The organism is Methanocalculus natronophilus, assembly GCF_038751955.1.
In the GTDB taxonomy this organism is placed as follows: domain Archaea; phylum Halobacteriota; class Methanomicrobia; order Methanomicrobiales; family Methanocorpusculaceae; genus Methanocalculus; species Methanocalculus natronophilus.
In genome coordinates this window covers 1-18,204 of sequence record NZ_JBCEXH010000001.1, presented here as the reverse complement: position 1 = coordinate 18,204, position 18,204 = coordinate 1, and the positions used below count along the sequence as shown (strand labels likewise).

General features: G+C 51.9%; 19 protein-coding genes. 9 read left to right on the top strand and 10 right to left on the bottom strand.

Annotated features, from left to right (window positions below):
• From ABCO64_RS00095 to ABCO64_RS00085, 3 genes are all read right to left on the bottom strand, one after another.
• Nucleotides 1-633: type IV pilin domain-containing protein (locus ABCO64_RS00095; RefSeq protein ID WP_343089158.1), on the bottom strand; the 633-nt coding region annotated here is incomplete at its 3' end.
• Between the two features lie 122 nt (nucleotides 634-755).
• Nucleotides 756-2,255, bottom strand: a complete 1,500-nt coding sequence (locus ABCO64_RS00090; RefSeq protein WP_253458279.1) for a PKD domain-containing protein — start codon at nucleotides 2,253-2,255, stop codon at nucleotides 756-758.
• A gap of 111 nt (nucleotides 2,256-2,366) precedes the next feature.
• Complete coding sequence (locus tag ABCO64_RS00085; RefSeq protein ID WP_253458277.1) at nucleotides 2,367-3,347, bottom strand: hypothetical protein; 981 nt, start codon at nucleotides 3,345-3,347, stop codon at nucleotides 2,367-2,369.
• A gap of 197 nt (nucleotides 3,348-3,544) precedes the next feature.
• On the opposite strand from ABCO64_RS00085, the gene ABCO64_RS00080 reads away from it, so the two are divergent.
• Both ABCO64_RS00080 and uppS read left to right on the top strand, forming a co-directional pair.
• Nucleotides 3,545-4,582: a radical SAM protein gene (locus tag ABCO64_RS00080; protein WP_343089157.1), complete on the top strand. Its 1,038-nt coding sequence runs from the start codon at nucleotides 3,545-3,547 to the stop codon at nucleotides 4,580-4,582.
• Complete coding sequence (gene uppS, locus ABCO64_RS00075; protein WP_253458274.1) at nucleotides 4,579-5,358, top strand: polyprenyl diphosphate synthase; 780 nt, start codon at nucleotides 4,579-4,581, stop codon at nucleotides 5,356-5,358. Before ABCO64_RS00080 ends, uppS begins: the two co-directional genes overlap by 4 nt.
• Here the strand turns inward: uppS and ABCO64_RS00070 are convergent.
• Nucleotides 5,332-5,925, bottom strand: coding sequence for an undecaprenyl diphosphate synthase family protein (locus tag ABCO64_RS00070; protein WP_253458271.1), 594 nt, complete (start codon nucleotides 5,923-5,925; stop codon nucleotides 5,332-5,334). The two genes, uppS and ABCO64_RS00070, sit on opposite strands and share 27 nt — an antisense overlap.
• Nucleotides 5,922-7,613 (bottom strand): DNA polymerase/3'-5' exonuclease PolX, encoded by a 1,692-nt coding sequence (gene polX, locus ABCO64_RS00065; RefSeq protein WP_253458268.1) that lies wholly within the window; start codon nucleotides 7,611-7,613, stop codon nucleotides 5,922-5,924. Before polX ends, ABCO64_RS00070 begins: the two co-directional genes overlap by 4 nt.
• Before the next feature lie 40 nt (nucleotides 7,614-7,653).
• On the opposite strand from polX, the gene ABCO64_RS00060 reads away from it, so the two are divergent.
• From ABCO64_RS00060 to ABCO64_RS00035, 6 genes are all read left to right on the top strand, one after another.
• Nucleotides 7,654-8,511, top strand: a complete 858-nt coding sequence (locus tag ABCO64_RS00060; protein ID WP_343089156.1) for an RAD55 family ATPase — start codon at nucleotides 7,654-7,656, stop codon at nucleotides 8,509-8,511.
• Complete coding sequence (locus tag ABCO64_RS00055) at nucleotides 8,508-9,674, top strand: GTP-binding protein (RefSeq protein WP_253458263.1); 1,167 nt, start codon at nucleotides 8,508-8,510, stop codon at nucleotides 9,672-9,674. Before ABCO64_RS00060 ends, ABCO64_RS00055 begins: the two co-directional genes overlap by 4 nt.
• A 9-nt stretch (nucleotides 9,675-9,683) precedes the next feature.
• A complete protein-coding gene (dph5, locus tag ABCO64_RS00050; RefSeq protein WP_253458260.1) occupies nucleotides 9,684-10,457 on the top strand; it encodes a diphthine synthase in 774 nt (257 codons plus the stop codon).
• Nucleotides 10,454-11,032 (top strand): DUF357 domain-containing protein, encoded by a 579-nt coding sequence (locus tag ABCO64_RS00045; protein WP_253458257.1) that lies wholly within the window; start codon nucleotides 10,454-10,456, stop codon nucleotides 11,030-11,032. The genes dph5 and ABCO64_RS00045 overlap by 4 nt, the downstream gene beginning before the upstream one ends.
• 72 nt (nucleotides 11,033-11,104) lie before the next feature.
• Nucleotides 11,105-12,163, top strand: a complete 1,059-nt coding sequence (locus tag ABCO64_RS00040; protein ID WP_253458255.1) for a lysylphosphatidylglycerol synthase transmembrane domain-containing protein — start codon at nucleotides 11,105-11,107, stop codon at nucleotides 12,161-12,163.
• Between the two features lie 17 nt (nucleotides 12,164-12,180).
• Nucleotides 12,181-12,630, top strand: coding sequence for a bifunctional nuclease family protein (locus ABCO64_RS00035; protein ID WP_253458252.1), 450 nt, complete (start codon nucleotides 12,181-12,183; stop codon nucleotides 12,628-12,630).
• Nucleotides 12,631-13,134: 504 nt separating this feature from the next.
• Here ABCO64_RS00035 and hisE read toward each other — a convergent pair.
• From hisE to ABCO64_RS00020, 3 genes are all read right to left on the bottom strand, one after another.
• Entirely contained in the window at nucleotides 13,135-13,446 is a 312-nt protein-coding gene (gene hisE, locus ABCO64_RS00030; RefSeq protein ID WP_253458249.1) for a phosphoribosyl-ATP diphosphatase, read from the bottom strand.
• Nucleotides 13,436-13,885 carry a NusA-like transcription termination signal-binding factor gene (locus ABCO64_RS00025; RefSeq protein WP_253458246.1) on the bottom strand — a complete coding sequence of 150 codons (450 nt, stop codon included), beginning with the start codon at nucleotides 13,883-13,885 and terminating at the stop codon, nucleotides 13,436-13,438. The genes hisE and ABCO64_RS00025 overlap by 11 nt, the downstream gene beginning before the upstream one ends.
• 171 nt (nucleotides 13,886-14,056) lie before the next feature.
• Nucleotides 14,057-14,797 carry an SIMPL domain-containing protein gene (locus tag ABCO64_RS00020; protein ID WP_253458243.1) on the bottom strand — a complete coding sequence of 247 codons (741 nt, stop codon included), beginning with the start codon at nucleotides 14,795-14,797 and terminating at the stop codon, nucleotides 14,057-14,059.
• Nucleotides 14,798-14,964: 167 nt separating this feature from the next.
• Between ABCO64_RS00020 and ABCO64_RS00015 the strand changes: the two genes are divergently transcribed.
• The gene (locus ABCO64_RS00015) at nucleotides 14,965-15,579 is read left to right on the top strand and encodes a LysE family transporter (protein WP_253458240.1); all 615 of its coding nucleotides are present in this window, start codon (nucleotides 14,965-14,967) and stop codon (nucleotides 15,577-15,579) included.
• A gap of 80 nt (nucleotides 15,580-15,659) precedes the next feature.
• Here ABCO64_RS00015 and ABCO64_RS00010 read toward each other — a convergent pair whose 3' ends face one another.
• A complete protein-coding gene (locus ABCO64_RS00010; RefSeq protein ID WP_253458237.1) occupies nucleotides 15,660-16,604 on the bottom strand; it encodes a putative hemolysin in 945 nt (314 codons plus the stop codon).
• Between the two features lie 173 nt (nucleotides 16,605-16,777).
• Nucleotides 16,778-17,710 carry a radical SAM protein gene (locus ABCO64_RS00005; protein WP_253458234.1) on the bottom strand — a complete coding sequence of 311 codons (933 nt, stop codon included), beginning with the start codon at nucleotides 17,708-17,710 and terminating at the stop codon, nucleotides 16,778-16,780.
• Nucleotides 17,711-18,204 lie beyond the last annotated feature (494 nt).

Below are 18,204 nucleotides of genomic sequence, written 5' to 3'. Positions count from 1 at the left end.
ACGTATATGGGTCGGATTCTGGGCTGTCGATGTATTTCCGTCCCCAAAGTCCCAAAGCCACGAGGTTGGGATGCCGGTTGAGAGATCAGTAAAGGTTACTTCAAGCGGCCGAGTGCCGGATGTTGGTGAGCCGGAGAAATCTGCAACTGGTGGTGCAGGTGTCGGAGTTGGCGTCGGAGTTGGTGTTGGAGTTGGTGTGGGCGTTGGAGTCGGCGGTGTCGGTGTTATTGGCGGAATGTCTGCATCACCAATATCAACAAGAATCGCCCGTTGACCTCCGGTTGTGGATATGATCTGAATCTGGCTGTACTCAGATATCTGGCTGCCATCTACATTGAGCAGCTTCCCAATTTCCCAGGGCCAGCTCTCTTCATATATGGACAGCTTATCCTGAAAATAATCAACTCCATCAACCCGCACAAAAAAATCTCCAGGGAATAATGCATCCCCTCCGCTATGGTAGAGAAAGAGACCTTTTGTCTCACTCAATCCCGGAATAGCATCCAGGTACTGCGTCTGCACGGGTGGGGGCTGGGAGAGAATTCCGACCCCGACAATTGCAACTGCCAGTACGACAAGCGAGATGAGCATGATCGAACCGATCACTTCCGAGACCGCGTCAGTACCGGGCATTTGTCTCCAAGCTGTGGATGTATTTTGTTTACCAATACTTTCTGTTTGTTATGTGATGTGCCGATGCTCTTCCATCTGGATCCTTGAGGTTAAATATCTGTTCATGGCAGCCACTTCCATCTCTACACAAATGGCCAGTCCTCCTCATCGTCGAAGAAATCCATAAGATTTGTAAATACGACATCTGAACCACCCTGGGTCATAAAAAACCCGTCACGGGCGAGCACAACCCCTTCAAATCGTGCCCCCTGAACAGCTACCCTGCCAAAAGGTGCAAAGAGAACTCCTGTGATCTTCTCAGCTCCCAATGATGGGATGGTTATATCGCCTGAATGTGCTATGATGATGACATTTTCATATGGAGGTGGATCAGGATCCCAGCTGAAGGTTCCAACATAGTTTGGAGCATATATCTTTAAATCATCAGTTAGAGCTCCTTCTGATACATATCCATTTGCATGATACCAGGATTCTTCTTTTAATGCAGGCATCTCAAGGTTCGGTATGCTCTCTGTTGGAACAGTTGCCTGGTGAATACATTTATCGAGGATATGCTGAGGCATAGTCGGCGGATGTGTGAAACTACCGGTATAATATATACGTGCATCATCTGCAAGCCAGGGTGTCCATCCAAGTTCAAGATCCCCATTCACGTACACAGTATGGTGAATTCTTGCATCTTTTAACCGGAAGTGCCCATTGACATAGACATCTCCATAAATATCTCTCGTTCCATCCCAGAGTTCCAGATCACCGTTTATCACGATTATATCAGGGAAATCCGGGTTCCCAAGGCTGGCACTGCCGGTATTCATGATCGTACTGCCATTGATAAAAATCTTTGAAACAAAGAGCCCTGCTCCAAGATTCACATCTGCTGTATCAAGATCTCCGGTGATGATGATCGTCGAATTGATACCGGTAACGCTGTTTCCCTCAAAGAATAGTTTTGTTCCATAAACAAAGACGCTCTCTTCTGCAATATATTCAGCAGGAGTCTGAACATGGATATATCCAGGCCTGGTAATTGTTTGGGTACCCCCTGCATTTCCTGCAACCAGGGTTACTGTGTAGTTTCCTGGAGCTGTATAGGTATGTACAGGATTCTTCTGGGTTGATGAACTGCCATCTCCAAAATTCCATGTCCACGAGGTTGGATTACCTGTCGAGAGATCGGTAAACTGAACGGTCAGGTTTGGAAGCCCGGTGGTGGGAGTGCCAATAAAATCAGCAACAGGCGGATCCGGCAGCGGGGGCCGTACCCCTTTTATTGAAAACAAAAGTGTTGGAATGGCTGGTGCTGTATGAATAATCTGGATGCTCGCTCCCGTAGCATTTGATCCCGGTATAGTCAGCCAGTCTCCAACAGCAAATGTCTCCCAGTCCAGGCCATCCAGTGTCTCGAAATCACCAGTTTTGTCCTCGCCATCGACTGTGATCCGGGTTGTATCTCGGTAAAGTGTGTCACCTCCACGGTGGATAAGGGTAATTGCCTCCTGTTTCTCAGCAAGATCAATGCGGAGTGCGGGAACCTCAGGTGACGGTTCCTGGGAGAGGAAACTTACACCAACAATTGAGATGACCAAAATAACCAATACAGACAGAATCAGGGTACCGACCATCTCAGAAACTGCACAACTATGATGGAGTTGTTTATCTGAACTCCTTTCTCCGCAACTTCTGATCGGGGTCTGTTGTCTGATAGTGCCTGAGGACATCCGCCTTACCTCTCTTTAGTCAACAAGTGTTGCCACAGACTGCTTGGATATACTGAAATTTGCATACCTGAACTGGATCTCGTCATCTTCATCAAGGTCGATGGTTATTACATTGTTTGCCAGAACCGGATCCGGGGCTCCCCGTTCTTTCAGAATATTTCTCCAACCTTTGGCTGCGTTGTTGTCACTGAGGATCAACTCAATGACTGGTTCTGCTCCCGGTGGAGATGGAAGTATTTCTTCATCAATTACATTTCGCAAGGTTGTATCCACCCTGACAGGCCCCTGGCCGCTAATGCCACTCTGCCCACCTGCATCTATCTTCAAAAAGACAATATCTGCCCTGATCCTGTCCTGTCCGATATCATAAAAGCTGATGAGCGGTGCGATCCGTGCAACAGTACCGGTTTGCTGCCTGAGAAAAACCCCTCCCATCTGGTAGTAATAGGATTGCTGCACCCAGTAGTTGTTGTTTGATATAAATTCAAGCCTTACTAACGACTCTTCAATACTATCAACACCATTACTGATCCGAATCCGTTCAACTCCTCCGCCTTCAGCAGCAACACTCACAACTTCAATTGCCCCGGTTGAGCCAACAGGACTCATCACCGGTAAAAACAACCCTCCTGCCTGTGTGGCTGCTCCCTGGGACCCAAGAACAATGGAATTTGAGAAGGTCATACCGGTCAGCTCTTTTGTATCGTCATCATGATTCACCCACAGCGAATCCGCTGTGATCTTATACTGCGTGAACCAGTTCCGGACATAGTTCATATGCTCGATCTCCTGCTGCCGCCCCTCGGCAGGAACCACATACACCATCCAGAGGGAGAGGAATATCATGATGATGGCGATGATGAGGATGAACCCGATCACCTCAGAGAGGCCATCATCTGATCGCAGACGATCAGCTCTCTTCGTATGAGATCGTGAAGTAAGAGATCGCCCGGTATCCAGGCGGGCAGTCCGGGACCGGCTCAATCGCCTCGGCATGATGATACATAGCATCATCATAATGAAAAAGGTACTCCTCAGGACACCTGCTTTACCCCTTCCGGCCAACCCATCCGCTTTACCCCTTCCGCATACTGTTTTAGTTTCCCATGACCAATAGAGATGAACAGATCCCATGATACTCTCAACCAAACCGAAAGCACCCCTCCTCACCATCACTCCCGCGAGGCGATCCATTGGATTATGATGAACTGGTATCCGGCCTCATGGAGCGGGCCGAGACCCTCCTGCCGGATAACCTCAGCGACGGCTGCATCCTCTGCCACCAGGGCGCAAAGCTCGTCCTCTTCGTCACCGGACTCTGCGACCGCACCTGCTGGTACTGCCCGCTCTCAGTCGAGAGAAAAGACCTCGATGTCGTCTTCGCAAACGACAAGCCGGTACACTCGGATGCCGACCTTCTCGCAGAGGCAGAGGCGATGGATGCGCTCGGCACCGGCATCACCGGCGGCGAACCCCTCCTCTTCATCGACCGGGTCGCCCACTACTGCACACTTCTAAAAGATCACTTCGGGCAGAAACACCAGATCCACCTCTACACTGCCCGGGCCCCGACAGAGGCAGATTTGGCAGCACTTCAGGGGCTCGTCGACGAGATCCGGATGCACCCCCCCTATGAAGTCTGGGATTGTATCATGGAGACAGCATACCCACTAGCCGCACGGCAGGCAAAAGAGATGGGTTTTGCCATCGGGATCGAGGTGCCCTCCCTCCCCGGCATCGGAAAGCTCAGGCCCATGCTGCCGCTCCTTGACTTCTTCAATATCAATGAACTCGAGTGGGGCGAGACCTGCGCAGACGAGATGCGGAGACGCGGCATGGAACCAGCAGAAGGCCTCTATAACGCAATCATCGGGGCAAAAGACTGGGCTGCTGAGATCACCGATGATCCGAAGGTGCATTTCTGCTCTTCCGGTTTCAAGGATGCCGTCCAGCTGAGAGAACGGCTTATTCGGATCGCCACCATGACCGCCCGGAACTTCGATGAGATAACAGACGACGGAACAATCGTCTATGGGAGGATCAGATCAGATGCCGATCTCAGCCGTCTCCTCGGCACATTCGAGGAAGGAAGCTTTGAAATCCAGCCGGATGGCAGTGTCGAGTGCGAGTGGTGGCTCCTTGATGACCTGAAAGACGAGCCCGATCTTCTCCTTGAGATCATCGAGCGGTACCCAAACAACGGCATGATCGTTGAGGTAGAGACGCTATGACGATCAGATCCCTCCTCGAACCACTCTACTTCCGGATCCTGCGATCCACCATCACCCATATCCCAACCCATATCGCCGTCATCCAGGACGGCAACCGCCGGTTTGCAAAAGAGACAGGAGAGAAGAGCGGGTTTGGCCACCGGCGGGGAGCAGACACCACCGAGATGATGCTTGAATGGGCACGCGAATTCGGGATAAAGCATATCACCCTCTATGCTTTTTCGACTGAGAACTTCCGGCGAAGCGACGAAGAGCTTGCCGAACTCTTCGAACTCTTCAAAGACCGGTTCTTAAAAGTCTTAACAGACGAGCGTGTCCATAAAAACAGGATCCGGGTCAGGATGGTCGGCGACAAGAACCTCCTCCCAGATGATGTCCTGACGTGTGTCGAAGAGGCAGAAGACGCGACACAGGACTACAGCAACCACTATCTCAACGTCGCCATCGCCTATGGTGGCAGAAACGAGATCGTCCATGCCGCCCGCCGCCTCATCCAGAACGTACAAAGCGGCACCCTCAGGCCAGATGAAATAACCCCGGCGATGGTTGAGGCAAACCTCTACGGCGGACTCGGCCTTCCCCCGGTAGATCTGATCATCAGGACCGGCAACGAATACCGGACATCAAACTTCCTTCCCTGGCTTGCAAACGGGAACGAGTCATCAGTCTACTTCTGTGCACCCTACTGGCCGCAGTTTCGAAAAATCGATCTTCTGCGGGCGATCCGGGTCTATGACCAGAGAAGAAGCTCAGGCCCCAAACCGTCGTGCCCGTGACTGAAAATCTCTCAGGGCACGTAAAAAATCTGTCTTCCGGAAAAACTCCCAGTTGACATCCAGGAAGAAGAGTTCGGAGTAGACCGACTGCCAGATGAGAAAGTCGGTCAGATGGCTCCCACCGGTTTTAATAATCAGATCAGGTGCGGATCGGAACGTGAGGTGCGACTCGATCATCTCCTCGGTGACATCGCACGGATCAACCCCTTCTGCGGCAATCCGCCTGATGCTCTCTGTGATCTCTTCACGGCCGCTCTTTCCTGCCACAACCATCACCGTCATCCCGCTCCCAAATTCCTGGTATTCATCCCCGATATGGAGGTGGAGATGGGCAATAGCTCCGATCTCCTTCAGCCTGTCAATATAGGGGGCGACGCAGCGGCTCTCGTCAGAATCGATATAAAACGTCAGAACCTCAATACCGGCAACATCGTCTGCCCATGCAACCACTTCAGAGATCCGGTGAGGGGCAGAGCGGAGATCCTCAACTGTCAGCATGAAACAGATCTCGCGTGGAGGCTTATTGATCTCCCGCATAAGCAGGTATTCATAGATCCTGTGTATCATCGGAAAAAATCCATCAGTTCTGTTCTATGCAGGGTATTGAGGATGTCGCGGGATCTGCACCAGCCACGCCGGGCTGTCATCACCCCGTACCTCATGGAGGCAAGATCATCGGGCCCGTGGGCATCTGTTCCAATTGCAATTTTCACTCCTAATTCGTGTGCCCTCTTCAGATAAATATCATCAAGATCCAGCCTGTGGGGCGAGGCATTCAGCTCAACTGCGGTTCCGGTCCCTGCTGCCGCCTCAAGTATCCTTAAAATATCGACAGCAGCACTCTCCCTCCTCCCAAGCAGCCGGCCTGTCGGATGGCCGAGGATATCGACATGCTCATTCTCCAACGCCAGCATCATCCGCCTGGTGATGACATCTTCCTCCTGGTGGAGAGAGGAATGGACAGATGCAATAACACAGTCCAGATCAGCCAGCACCGGATCCGGGAGCCCAAGCGTGCCATCAGTCAGGATATCCACTTCTATCCCGGCGAGTATCTGGCAGGTATGCTCCCTGTTTGCCATCTCAATCTCATGTGCCTGCTGCTTCAACCCTTCTGCGGAGAGGCCGCGGGCCACCCCGAGGCTGGCTGAATGATCTGAACAGAGTATGTACTCATACCCGATTCCATCTCCATACGAAGCCAGTTCAGCCACCGTCATCGAACCGTCCGATCCCCGTGTGTGCGCATGCAGATCTCCTTTGATATCCGCCTCCTCAACAAGAACCGGGAGCGTTCCTGCCTCTGCTGCCGCAACCTCGCCGCGATCCTCTCGTAGTTCCGGAGGAATAAATGCAAGCCCAAGGCGCCTGAAGACTTCCTCCTCTGTTGCACACCGGTGCACCTCCCCGGACTTTTTATCCAGAAGACCATATTCGTTCAGCTGCAGGCCAAACCGGTTTGCCCGTTCCCGAAGCCTGATATTAAACTCCTTTGACCCGGTGAGATAGAGGAGTGTCGCACCATACTCATCTGGACTGGCAAACCGGACGTCAACTCGCTTGCCACGAAAGAAGACTGATGTCTTCTTCATCCCCTCATCAATTACCTCAGAGGCAGCCTCGCGAAGACGCGGGTTCACTGCTTTGGCAGATTCGGTTGTCACAATATCAATATCACCGATTGTGCTCCTTTTGCGCCTGAGGCTTCCGGCATAGGTAGACGTGCCGGGAGGCAATAATGCAGTGATTGCCCCTGCTATCTCCAGAGCCTCAGAGATGAGCATTCTTCCGGACCGGTTCTGGTATATGGCAATACTTTTCAGTATCTCTGTTTCTTTCTTCTCTCCAAATCCCCGAAGCGACCTGATCCTGCGCCCACGTGCGGCAGCCTCCAGATCGGCAAGGGAGATTATATTGAGATGTGTCCAGAGCTTCCGGACAGTCTTTGGCCCAACTCCGTTCAGCTCCAGAAGTTCTGGCAGTTCAGGAGGCACCTGCTCCATCAGTGATTCAAGTTCAGACGATGTCCCCGTCTCCTGTATCTGGAGTATGGCATCTGAGGTGGCTTTGCCTATTCCCTCAACTGCAAGGAGTTCATCCCTGCTCATCGCAGAGACAGGATGGAGACACCGCCTGACGGATTCTGCTGCGCGCTGGTATGCCCTGACCTTGAATGGGTTGTCATCAATAACCTGGAGGAGATCCGCAATTCTCTCAAGCACTCCTGCAACCTCGGCATTTACACCGGTTCCCATCACCCGGTATTGGTCTGTTGCCCTTAATAGATGCACTCATATGTACTCTGCCGGGATGCCAGTACCTGCTGCTAGATCCGACCTGGTGCCTGCTGCTGCCACCACAATGGCCGGCTCTTCCCATACCCGGCATGGGATGATAGCAAGGGTATTTAAAAACAAACATGACATATCACTTCTCCAACAGATGTACAGCTACCAGTTTGGTATCCCTGCACTCGACGATCAGCTTGGCGGTCTCAGGTCGGGTGCGAATGTCCTGATCCTGGCACCCCCTCTCTCAGGTGCAGAGCGGATTGCATACAATCTCTCCTTTCCTGCACATGGCGAATACTGTGTTCTCCTCTCAACTGACGAGCGGGCAGCCGAGGTCTCAAACTTCTTTAAACTGAATGGAACCGAGAGGCGCTCAATTGCTATTATTGATGCAATCACAAAGAGCGATCTCCCCAATGTTCCGGATACCGATCGGATGAAGTTCATATCGAGCCCTGTTGACTTAACCGGCATCAGCATCAAGATGAGCAAACTCTTCTCCGGAATTGTGGATGAGAGCCTGAAAAACCCGGACCCTGGTATTTATCCTCCCCCGATCCGTTTCTGCGTCAACTCCCTCTCGACGTTCCTGATGTATCGGAAACTTGAGGTGATGTACCAGTTTCTCCATGTTATAACGTCTAAAGTCAAGAAAAACGAGTGGATAGGTTTCTATCTCTTAAACAACGAGTCATTTGACGCAAAGACGATCTCGGTGATTAAACAGCTGATGAATGGTGTGGTTGAGGTGAGAGAAGGGAGCGAGCAATTTGAGCTGCGCGTTGTTGGTCTTGGGGGGCGGATGACGCCGTGGCTGCCGTATTCATTTGATACGAATGGAAAAATGGTGGTAGAAGGATGATATATAGTGGTATAGATGCGCTTGATGGCCTGCTGGCAGGAGGGGTGCCTGACGGCAGCAGGATTCTTTTTGCGATTGAACCGGAAGCTGATGGGCAGCACTTCATGATTACAATGCTCCACACCGCGGTGATCTCCGGAAAACGAGCACTTGTTATTGCCCCGTTTGCCACAAAAGATGCATATCTTGCGGATGTCGCCTCCCAGAGCCACTATCATCTGGACTGTTACCGTGACCAGATCCACTACCTTGATAGTACGGATGCCGAGGCTATCAGGGAAGACAACCCGGATTCAGAGAGGCGACGGAACGCCTGGAAAGAGAAAATTGAGGCGATCATCACCAATGAAGAGGTAGATATCATCTTCGTCTACCTTGATATCCTCTCGGATGATTTTGAATTCGCCGGTGCAGTCTCCCTCTTTGAGGATCTCAGGGGAGACCGGCCCATCACGGTCGCATTTGAATACTTCAATATGTTTGGGAGCGAAGCCCTTGACCCGCTCCTTCGTGAGACGCCCTTTGATCTCATCATCTCCCTGCAGTCGGGATCCGGTGTCATATCCTACTTCAACTTCTTCACCATCCACACCATCTCATGGCTCTCCCTTCCCGCACGCTCCCTCCCCTATATTGTCAGCGACGGCCACATTGTCCCCTACATCCCAAAGATTGTCATCACCGGGCCATCCAATGCGGGAAAAACGACATTTGTCAAGAATATCTCGGAGTCGGGGATATCTGTTGACAGGCTTGGTCTCCTTGGAACCCCGACAACCGTTGCCCTTGATATCGGCCATATGGCAACGAGAGGCTTTGATATCAATATCTATGGGACGCCCGGCCAGGAGCGCTTCGATCCGATCATCCCCCAGCTTGCAAGGAATGCAATGGGCGTGATCCTGATGGTGGATGTCACCCAGCCGGAACTGATGCCACGGGCAAAGGATCTGAAGCAAATTGTTGAGGGCAATTCTGTTGTCCCGGTTATTGTTGTTGCAAACAAAGCCGACCTTGATTATTCGGTTACAGAAGAGGTGATCAGATCAGAGCTTGAGATCCGTCCTGACACGCCGGTCTATTTCATCTCTGCATATGATCGCAGGCAGTGCAGAAATGTCATTGATTCAATGGTTGACCAGATCACAACCTTCCCCTACTAACGGAGCAGCATGCTGACATTCATCGGACTTGGACTCTTTGATGAGACTGATATATCATTAAAAGGTCTCTCTGCAATTCAGGCAGCAGACGCTCTCTTTCTTGAGACCTATACCTCGCGCCTGATGGGATCCGATCCGGCGGTGATGGAGCAGCTGTATGGAAAACCGATAACGCTTTTGTCACGTGAGGATGTGGAGCAGCATCCGGATACCATTCTTGATGCAGCAGAAAAGGGACTGGCAGTCTTCCTGACGGCAGGCGACACGATGGTCTCAACAACCCATGCAGATCTCCGGATACGCGCTGCAGAACGGGGGATCCAAACCCGGATCATTCATGCAGCATCAATTGCGAGTGCCGTCTGCGGGCTCTCCGGACTGCAGAATTACCGGTTTGGCAAGTCCTGTTCGCTTCCCTTCCCCCATGGGAAATGGATGCCGACAACCCCGGTTGAGGTCATTCTTGACAACCTCTCACGGAACCTCCATACAATAGTCTACCTGGATATCCAGGATACCCGGTATATGCTGATCCCTGATGCAATCCCCATAATCGAGGAGATCATCTCCCGGATGGGCCGATCAATTCCTCTCTATGTCGGGATAGCACGGGCAGGATCAGATGATATGGCTATTCATGCAGGCAGCGGAGCTGATCTCCTCTCACACGAGTTTGGCCCTCCCCTTCATATTCTCCTTGTTCCAGCAGAACTGCATCATATGGAGCGGGAGTACCTGGAGACGTTTGCCGGATTGCCTCAGGTACGCGGGCAGCAGCCATGAGCATCGCACTCGCCGCTCTCTGCGCCTCCTATACCAGGGCTCTCGATCAGGCTGTCATCCTGGTGAGTGATCCAACGCCGTGCAGGGTGGTTGCGGATCAGATCCTTGAGATGTCAGCAGCATACCTTGAGGACGGCCTGGTCTTTTATCAGAAGGATGATCCCGTGAATGCCCTTGCATCCTGGACATATGGGTTTGGATGGCTTGACGCGGGTGCGTTTCTTGGACTGCTTGCAACAGACGGACAATATGGCGGGCCTGGACGGACTGATGAGTTCATACCTGCACCCCATTCTGATCACCTCACAGAAAAAACAACAAGGTATGAAGCGATGCTCGCCGGTGCCCTTCAGGCAGTAGCTCCGGCTCCGGACAGATCCAGCCCTCTCTACCTTGCATCCTGTGAATGCCTGGATATTGTCCGGCTGCGGCTCAACCTTGCCAGGGATAGGATTTTGGGAGAGGACTACGCTGCTGCTCTTGCCCATCTCTCGTATGGATACGGCTGGCTGGATTGCGGGGTGCGCTCAGGTATCTTTGGTATCACCGGCAACCGGCATCTCTTCACCGCCTGAAGCAGCCAGAAGACGTTTAATCTTCTGGATGCAACCAATCTGAATAAGCTCTCTTGGCATGCAGGCAGACCAATGAACCCGCAACATATCAAATGGATCTGGATCTCAATTGGCATCAGCTCATTCTTCCTGATCGCCCTTTTGTACTTCACCTTTGATGAAGCAACCATTGCAGCCCTGCAGAATCTCAGTCCGACAATACTTCTCATCGCACTTGGGTTCCATATCATTGCCCTTGTGTGCTGGGCGCTCCGGATCAAGGTGATGGCAGACTCGCTTGGGTATCGTGTCGGGTTTTTCCATTGCATCAATCTCGTCTGTGCCAATCTCTTTCTAGCTGCGATCACCCCGTCCCAGGCAGGGGGTGAACCGGTACGGGTTCACGAACTGTATAAAGCCGATGTGAAACTCGGGGATGCAACAGCGGTTGTCATCATGGAACGGGTGCTGGATGGTATTGTCTTTGGCGTTGGGGGGGCAGTCATGCTCTTTCTCCTTGGAACCACCTGGCAGTATATCCACCTCCCGGTGGTTGTGAATTATTTGATCTATATCACCTGGTTCACGGTGACGGCTGGCGTGCTTATCTTTGCATATTCTGTGAGAAACCCGCTCATCCTCAAGCGCCTGATGAAAGCTCTCTCGCATTACCTGACAAAAAAATGGGAGATGGCACGTGTCGAGGCGTTTATGGCAAAAGTGGACCGGGAAGTTGACAACTTCCATTTCAGCCTTGGCAAATTCATCGGGAGGGGGAAGACAGGACTCTTCCTTGGCTTCATTTTTACTGCCATGTTCTGGTTTTTTGAGTTTATTATCGCCTCAGTCCTTTTAATAGGGCTTGGCCAGGGGCCATACTTTCTGGAATCATTCATATCGCAGCTCGTCATTGCGATGATTATGATGATACCCCTGACACCGGGTGGTGCGGGGGTTGCCGAGCTCTCGATCGGCTCGATCTACGGCCTCTTCATCAGCACCTCAGTCATCGGGGTCTTTGTTCTTCTCTGGCGGATCATCCTCTATTACTTTAATATCGCAGTAGGGCTTGTTGCCGGCCTCATTATCGTCAGGCGGGAGGTTGAGAATGCAGCTTCGGACGATGATGACCAATACCTTCATAAAACCTGAAGGCATGAAGAGTCCATATGGAGCCGGTTGCCTGCCAGGTTGTTGGTGTCTATCTTGCAGTCCATGATCTCGGTGCAGCTCCGGTTGTCCTTCTGGAGGTGTCAGATCAACGCTATCTTCCGATCTTTATCGGCCTCTATGAGGCGGTCTCTATTAACAATGCAATCAACGGGCCGCCCCCCGCACGCCCCCTGACCCACGATCTCTTCTCGGATACGCTCTCTCATCTTCAGTGCAGGGTCCGGGATGTCCGAATCGACAGTATTGAAGACGGCGTCTACTATGCAACCATGCACCTTGAGACCTCTTCAGGTGAACTGGCCATCGACTGCCGTCCAAGTGATGGTATTGCGCTTGCGGTCCGGCAGCAGGCGGCGATCTCTCTTGATCTGACTCTCATTGCCGAAGCTGCGGTCGTTCGCGACGACCTCCCGGAGCTCCGTGACTTTTCGGAATACATCGGATAGGGGCAAAAAAGGAAGCCTGGAAAAGGGCTTCGGGGGGATGGAGAAACTACCACCCTGATACTATGGTTTTTAATTTATACCCATTGAGCCGGAACCGTAAAAAATCCCCACCGCCCACTGCCCCGTCCGCAAATGCTTCGCAAGGGATGTTGAGCCGGGTTGCCGCAGATGCTGGCGCGGGATGGGGCGGGAATGCTCCTTTGGTCTGCCAGAAGCAGATAAATCCCCGATTCCTTTGGAATCGCCTTTCAGGTTGCTCTCTTGAGCAAGGGTTTATCATCTCTGTCATCCTGCTCCCTTCGCTTGACCCGCCCCCCGATACCCGCGCCGCACGTGCTTTCAGTTGCTTTTTTATGATCCTGGTGTGTGTTTGTGTTGGTTACGATCATCCTCTGATCATGAATAAGGAAGAAGAGGGCAATCAGAAGGAGAAAGGGAGTATGTATGTGAACCAGGGAAAGACGGGTCTCAAACACCCGGGGTGCTCATACGTTAAGGCAGAAACTACCTGCTCCGGCTCATCTCTGTCCTGCGTTTCGCAAGCTCCTCAATGACCGCTTCAAAATCTATGTCTGCTGCCCTGAGGCTTACCATCAGGTGAAAGATGAGATCTGCTGCTTCGGAGATGATCCGATCTGGTTCCCCGTTTTTCACGGCGAGGACGTATTCAACTGCTTCCTCACCTACTTTTTCAAGTGACTTGTCAATTCCCTTCTCGTGGAAGAGCAGTGATCGCACATAGGATCTCTCATTTGTCTGATCAGCTGCCCGCTCCCGGATAATGTCACTGAGTGCGTCAAAAATATCAGGCTGCATATTCTTCCTCAACTATGATATCGCCAAGCTCTTCACCAAAGAAACGACGGAGGATCATCCGTGCCTTCTCAATGGTGCAGCCTCCCTTTCCTATCGCAATGCCAACTTCACTTCTGTTCTGTACAGTCACCTGTACTGCACCGCCACGTTCCTCTTCAAACCGGACTGCAATGACCTCGGCAGGCTTGAAGATATTCCTGACAAACTCTGCCGGGTCCTCTGCATACTCGACCATCTCTATACGCTTACCGAGAACTTTTTGCATTTTACGAATATTGTCGCCGCTTTTCCCAATGGCAATGCCCATGTCGCCTGGTGTGATTATGTAAACCAGCCTGTCAAAACGGTCGTCAATGATACAGTCTATTGCGGTTGATTTGGTGAGGATACGGAGCTCTTCAATATACCGGCGCTCTTTAAAATTTAATGTACGCTCCATTGTTCTATCCTGTGGAAATGGTATTCTGCTTTGTGTACGTGTACGTTGTTTGGCAATATTACTCATTAAGCATTTGTATCAGGTGCTGTTGAATCAGGCTTGCTTTTTTTTTGATGCCCGGGCCTGGTTGAAAAAAGACGGTGAGGGGTTGTGGTTTTTTGCAGGCCTTGTTCAGATGATATAGGAGATTGAGACGGTTGCGGTTACGGTGATATCGCCCGCCTCAATTGGTGTTTCAAGCTTCTCCATACCTGCTGCAGGCATTGCCATGTCATACATGCTTCGTGTCATGGGGGAGTAGCCTGCATCAATTGAAACCTCTTTGACATCACGAACCGATAAGCCAAGGGCTGCGGCAACAATATCTGCATCGGTTCGCGATTCTGCAACCGCCAGTTCAAGTGCCTCTGCCCGGAGCGACTTTTGCAACTCATCGCTTAAGGTGAAGGAGATATAATTCACGCTGTTTGCCCCGTTGTCAATTGCACGATCGATGATCTCGCCTGCGCGGGTGGTATCATCCATCGTGACAAGGAGGGTGTTTGTGACACGGTAGATCGTTGTCTGCCTGTCAAGTTGGAGCCGCTGGTCTGAATCACGGGTCACCTGGCGGATCGAGTACCCGGTCGTCTTCAGATCGTCTGATGTAAGCCCTGATCTCTTCAGTGCGTCCATAACACCGTTCATCCTGACAGAGTTCTCCGTCTGTGCCCTCCTGACATCCTGATGTTCGGTGACAACAGCAAATGATAGCTCGACACGATCCGGAGCTGTTGTGACTTCACCGGTTCCGCGTGTCTGGATCAGGCGCTCTCCGGAGGTGCTCTGGGCAGATACCGGGAGTGCGATCAGGCTGAACACAAGAAGGAGTGCCAGCAGGGGTGTAGCAATTCTGTAGGTTCGCATAACCATCACGTCTATCCAAGGATTGAATAGAGCATAAAACTACCTTTAACTGCGAAAGAATTTGAAGTTTAATTGTGAAATGAAGGGTGAATGTCCTGGAAAATATCATCATCCCGATGATATGCACCCTTCATACCTGCTAGTCACACCATACCTGTGGAGCAATCGTGATCATGCCGGATCTCATATCGATATTTCTCATAGGCCTTGTAATCGGCTTCACCGGGGCGCTTGCACCGGGCCCCACCCTGGTTGCAACCATCAACGCATCTGTCAGATCAGGATGGCGTGCCGGCCCGCTCGTGAGCCTTGGCCATGTGGCAGCTGAGATCGGGGTTATCCTGCTGATCGTCGCGGGACTGGGTGCTGTGATCGGATCGGCGACCTGGGCAATCGGTCTTGTCGGCGGCATCTCCCTTGTGCTCTTCGGCCTCCTGACCATCTCTTCTGCCCGGGGTGCTGCTCTTCCCCCTGCAGATGCTTCAATTGATGCGGGAAAGCCGGTTGCAGCAGGTCTCCTCACAAGCGTTGCAAACCCGTACTTCTGGATCTGGTGGTTTACTGTTGGGGCGGCTCTCCTCTGGAGCTTTCTTGAGGGGGGCCTTCTCGCAGGTGGTATCTTTATGGCAGGCCACTGGGCAGCCGATATCGGGTGGCTCACCCTGGTCTCTGCGAGCATTCACCGGGGCCGGTTCTTTCTCTCAGATTCAGGATACCGGCTCATTCTTGTTGCATGCGGTATCTTCCTGATCGCGTTTGGATGCTGGTTTGTCTCAGGGTCTTTGTAAAAGAGAGGGGTGGCAGGGGCCCTGCCATTCTGGTATAGAGCGAACTCCCCTCTTGTCGCGATGTTTTTTTCTGGTTCAGGTCAGGTATTGTCGTGATGCTGCCAGTAGAGTTCCCACTCCTCAATCTCGGTTCCGTCCGGGAGAATGGCAACACCATACTCGCCGTCCGGGCCTGACCGGATCTCATACTCATACCCAAGCTCTGTCACAAAGACGGCTGCTGGATTTGGCATCCCGACGAGCGGCTCATCCTTCTCTTCCATGGTAATGATCTGAACCGGTGTGCCCCACATCTGGATCGTCATCACATCTTCTTTGGTTGCTGTGAAGGTAACCGGCAGGCCGTCTTTGCTGAACTCGTCTGCAAGGTTTACGGGGAGATATCGTGTATCATCGCCGGTGATGATCCCATAAAATCCACCTTCGAGATCGATGTAGGTGACAACGCCGCTATCTTTGATGATCGCATCTTTTTCTTCTTCTGCAAGGGAGATGGCGATGATCTCAACGGGCTGGCCCCACTGCTGGATTGTCATGACATCTTTTGGGTTCACGGTGAAGTCGACAGTCCGGTCGGCATGATCAGAGAGGAATTCCTGATATTCTTCTCCTATGGGCAGGAAGTTGCCTTTCCCACTGATAATTCCATAGAAGCCACCCTCAAGATCGATGTATGTTATCACTCCGGTTCCCGAGATGTATGGTTCTGCTGCATCCTTTTGGATGTCTTCAAGCTGCAGGGGTGTTCCCCACATGTACATGGTGATAACATCCTCCCTGACCTCACCAGTGAAAACAATTTCGGTTCCATCCACTTTGAGATCTTCGGGGAGGTTCAGGGGGAGGAACTCTCTGCCGTCATCAGCAATGATTCCATAAAATCCGCCTTCCAGATCGATATAGGTCACAACACCAATTCCTGTAACCTCCGGGCTTTCCGGAGGCTTCCCGTTGACACATCCCGCTGCCAGCAGGAGGCAGGCGGCGAGTGCCACAAGGCCAATGGTTACGATTATCTTGTTCATGTGTATCACCAGATACTGGGCAGTATATTAATAAATAAATTTCTTTAACTGCGATAATACCTGTAGTTATTTCCTGGAGATGCCCAACTATCTCTGCCAGACCAACTATCTCTGCCAGACTTTCATCATTCCGTGTGTTCTCTCTCTCTCTCTCTCTCCAGATTGTTATCTCATCACCGGGGAATTCCCCGCCAGAGCCCGTACGATCTGGCTATTGCAACAGCATGCCTGTATTCCTGGTGGGTGATAGCTCTCTCCATCGCCCGGCATGCCGGGTCTGCCTCACGCACCTTCCATGCCGGGCGGTACTGCTGCATCACATTGACATAGCTGTCTTTGGAGAGCTCTTCTGCAATGAACCGCATCACCTCTTCTGTTCCGGCAAGCCTGTTGGGGAGCACCAGGTGCCGGATTATCATGCCCCGTTCTGCAATTCCACCCCGGATCACCAGGTCTCCAACCTGCCGGTGCATCTCAATGAGCACTTCTTTCATCCGGTCGGCATAGTCCGAAACTCCAGAGAGCGCATTCCCGATCCGGTTATCGGCATACTTTGCATCCGGCATGTAGATGTCGATTACCTCATCCAGCAGCCTGAGCGTCGGGACTGCATCATATCCCCCAGTATTGTAGACAACCGGTATGGTCAGGCCGTCTGCTGCTGCGATATCCAGTGCACCGATACTTGCCGGTACCTGGTGTGATGGCGAGACCAGGTTGATGTTATGGCATCCCCGGTCCTGAAGCTGGATCATGATGGCGGCAAGCTCCTCTTTGGTTATCTGAAAACCCCTGCCGGACTGGCTGATATCCGCGTTCTGACAGAAGATGCACCCGAGGTTGCAGTGCGTAAAAAAGATGGTCCCGGATCCCTTTCGCCCAACAAGGGGTGCCTCCTCTCCAAAATGTGGAGAGTAGCTTGAGATGACCGGGTCTTTTCCGGTTTTACAGAACCCAAGCTCTTCCTCATTTCTGTTGACATGGCAGTTTCGCGGACAGAGCGTGCAGTCATCCAGGATCGATTCGGCGGCTTCTGCACGACTCTTCAGGGTACCATCCAGATGGAGGTCCGGATACCGCCGCGCCGTTCTCTCTTCTGCTGTCATATGATCCTCTAAAAAACCCTTTGGAATGCCTCGTAATCGAACCTCTTTTGGGAGTTGTCCTGTCTGTTGGTGGCAACGATCAGCTCCTTCATACGGGTTCGTTGCTTGATATGGTTTTGTATCGGTGAAGGGAGATGATAATAATGGTCCTTCTCCATAGTTCTTGAAGGAGGGGCTCTGGTATTTGCGTATCAGATAATCCCCCACCGCCCTCTGCCCCGTCCGCAAGTGCTTCGCAGGGGAGGTTCGTGCCGGTGATGGTTGTACGGGGTGTACCGGGTGCACTGTATGGCCGCAGATGCTTCCAGTTGCTCCCAATGACCCCGGTTGTTGTATCGGGATCTTTTCCCACGTTCCGAAGAATTCCGGAAAAACACGAGCGATCTGAATTTTGGAGAAAAGTCTAAAAATATATGCTTTTTCTTCGACATTCATAGCAATGACTTCATCTTCAGGCTTTCAGAGTATTCATGGTAGAAGAGTCAGAGACAGGC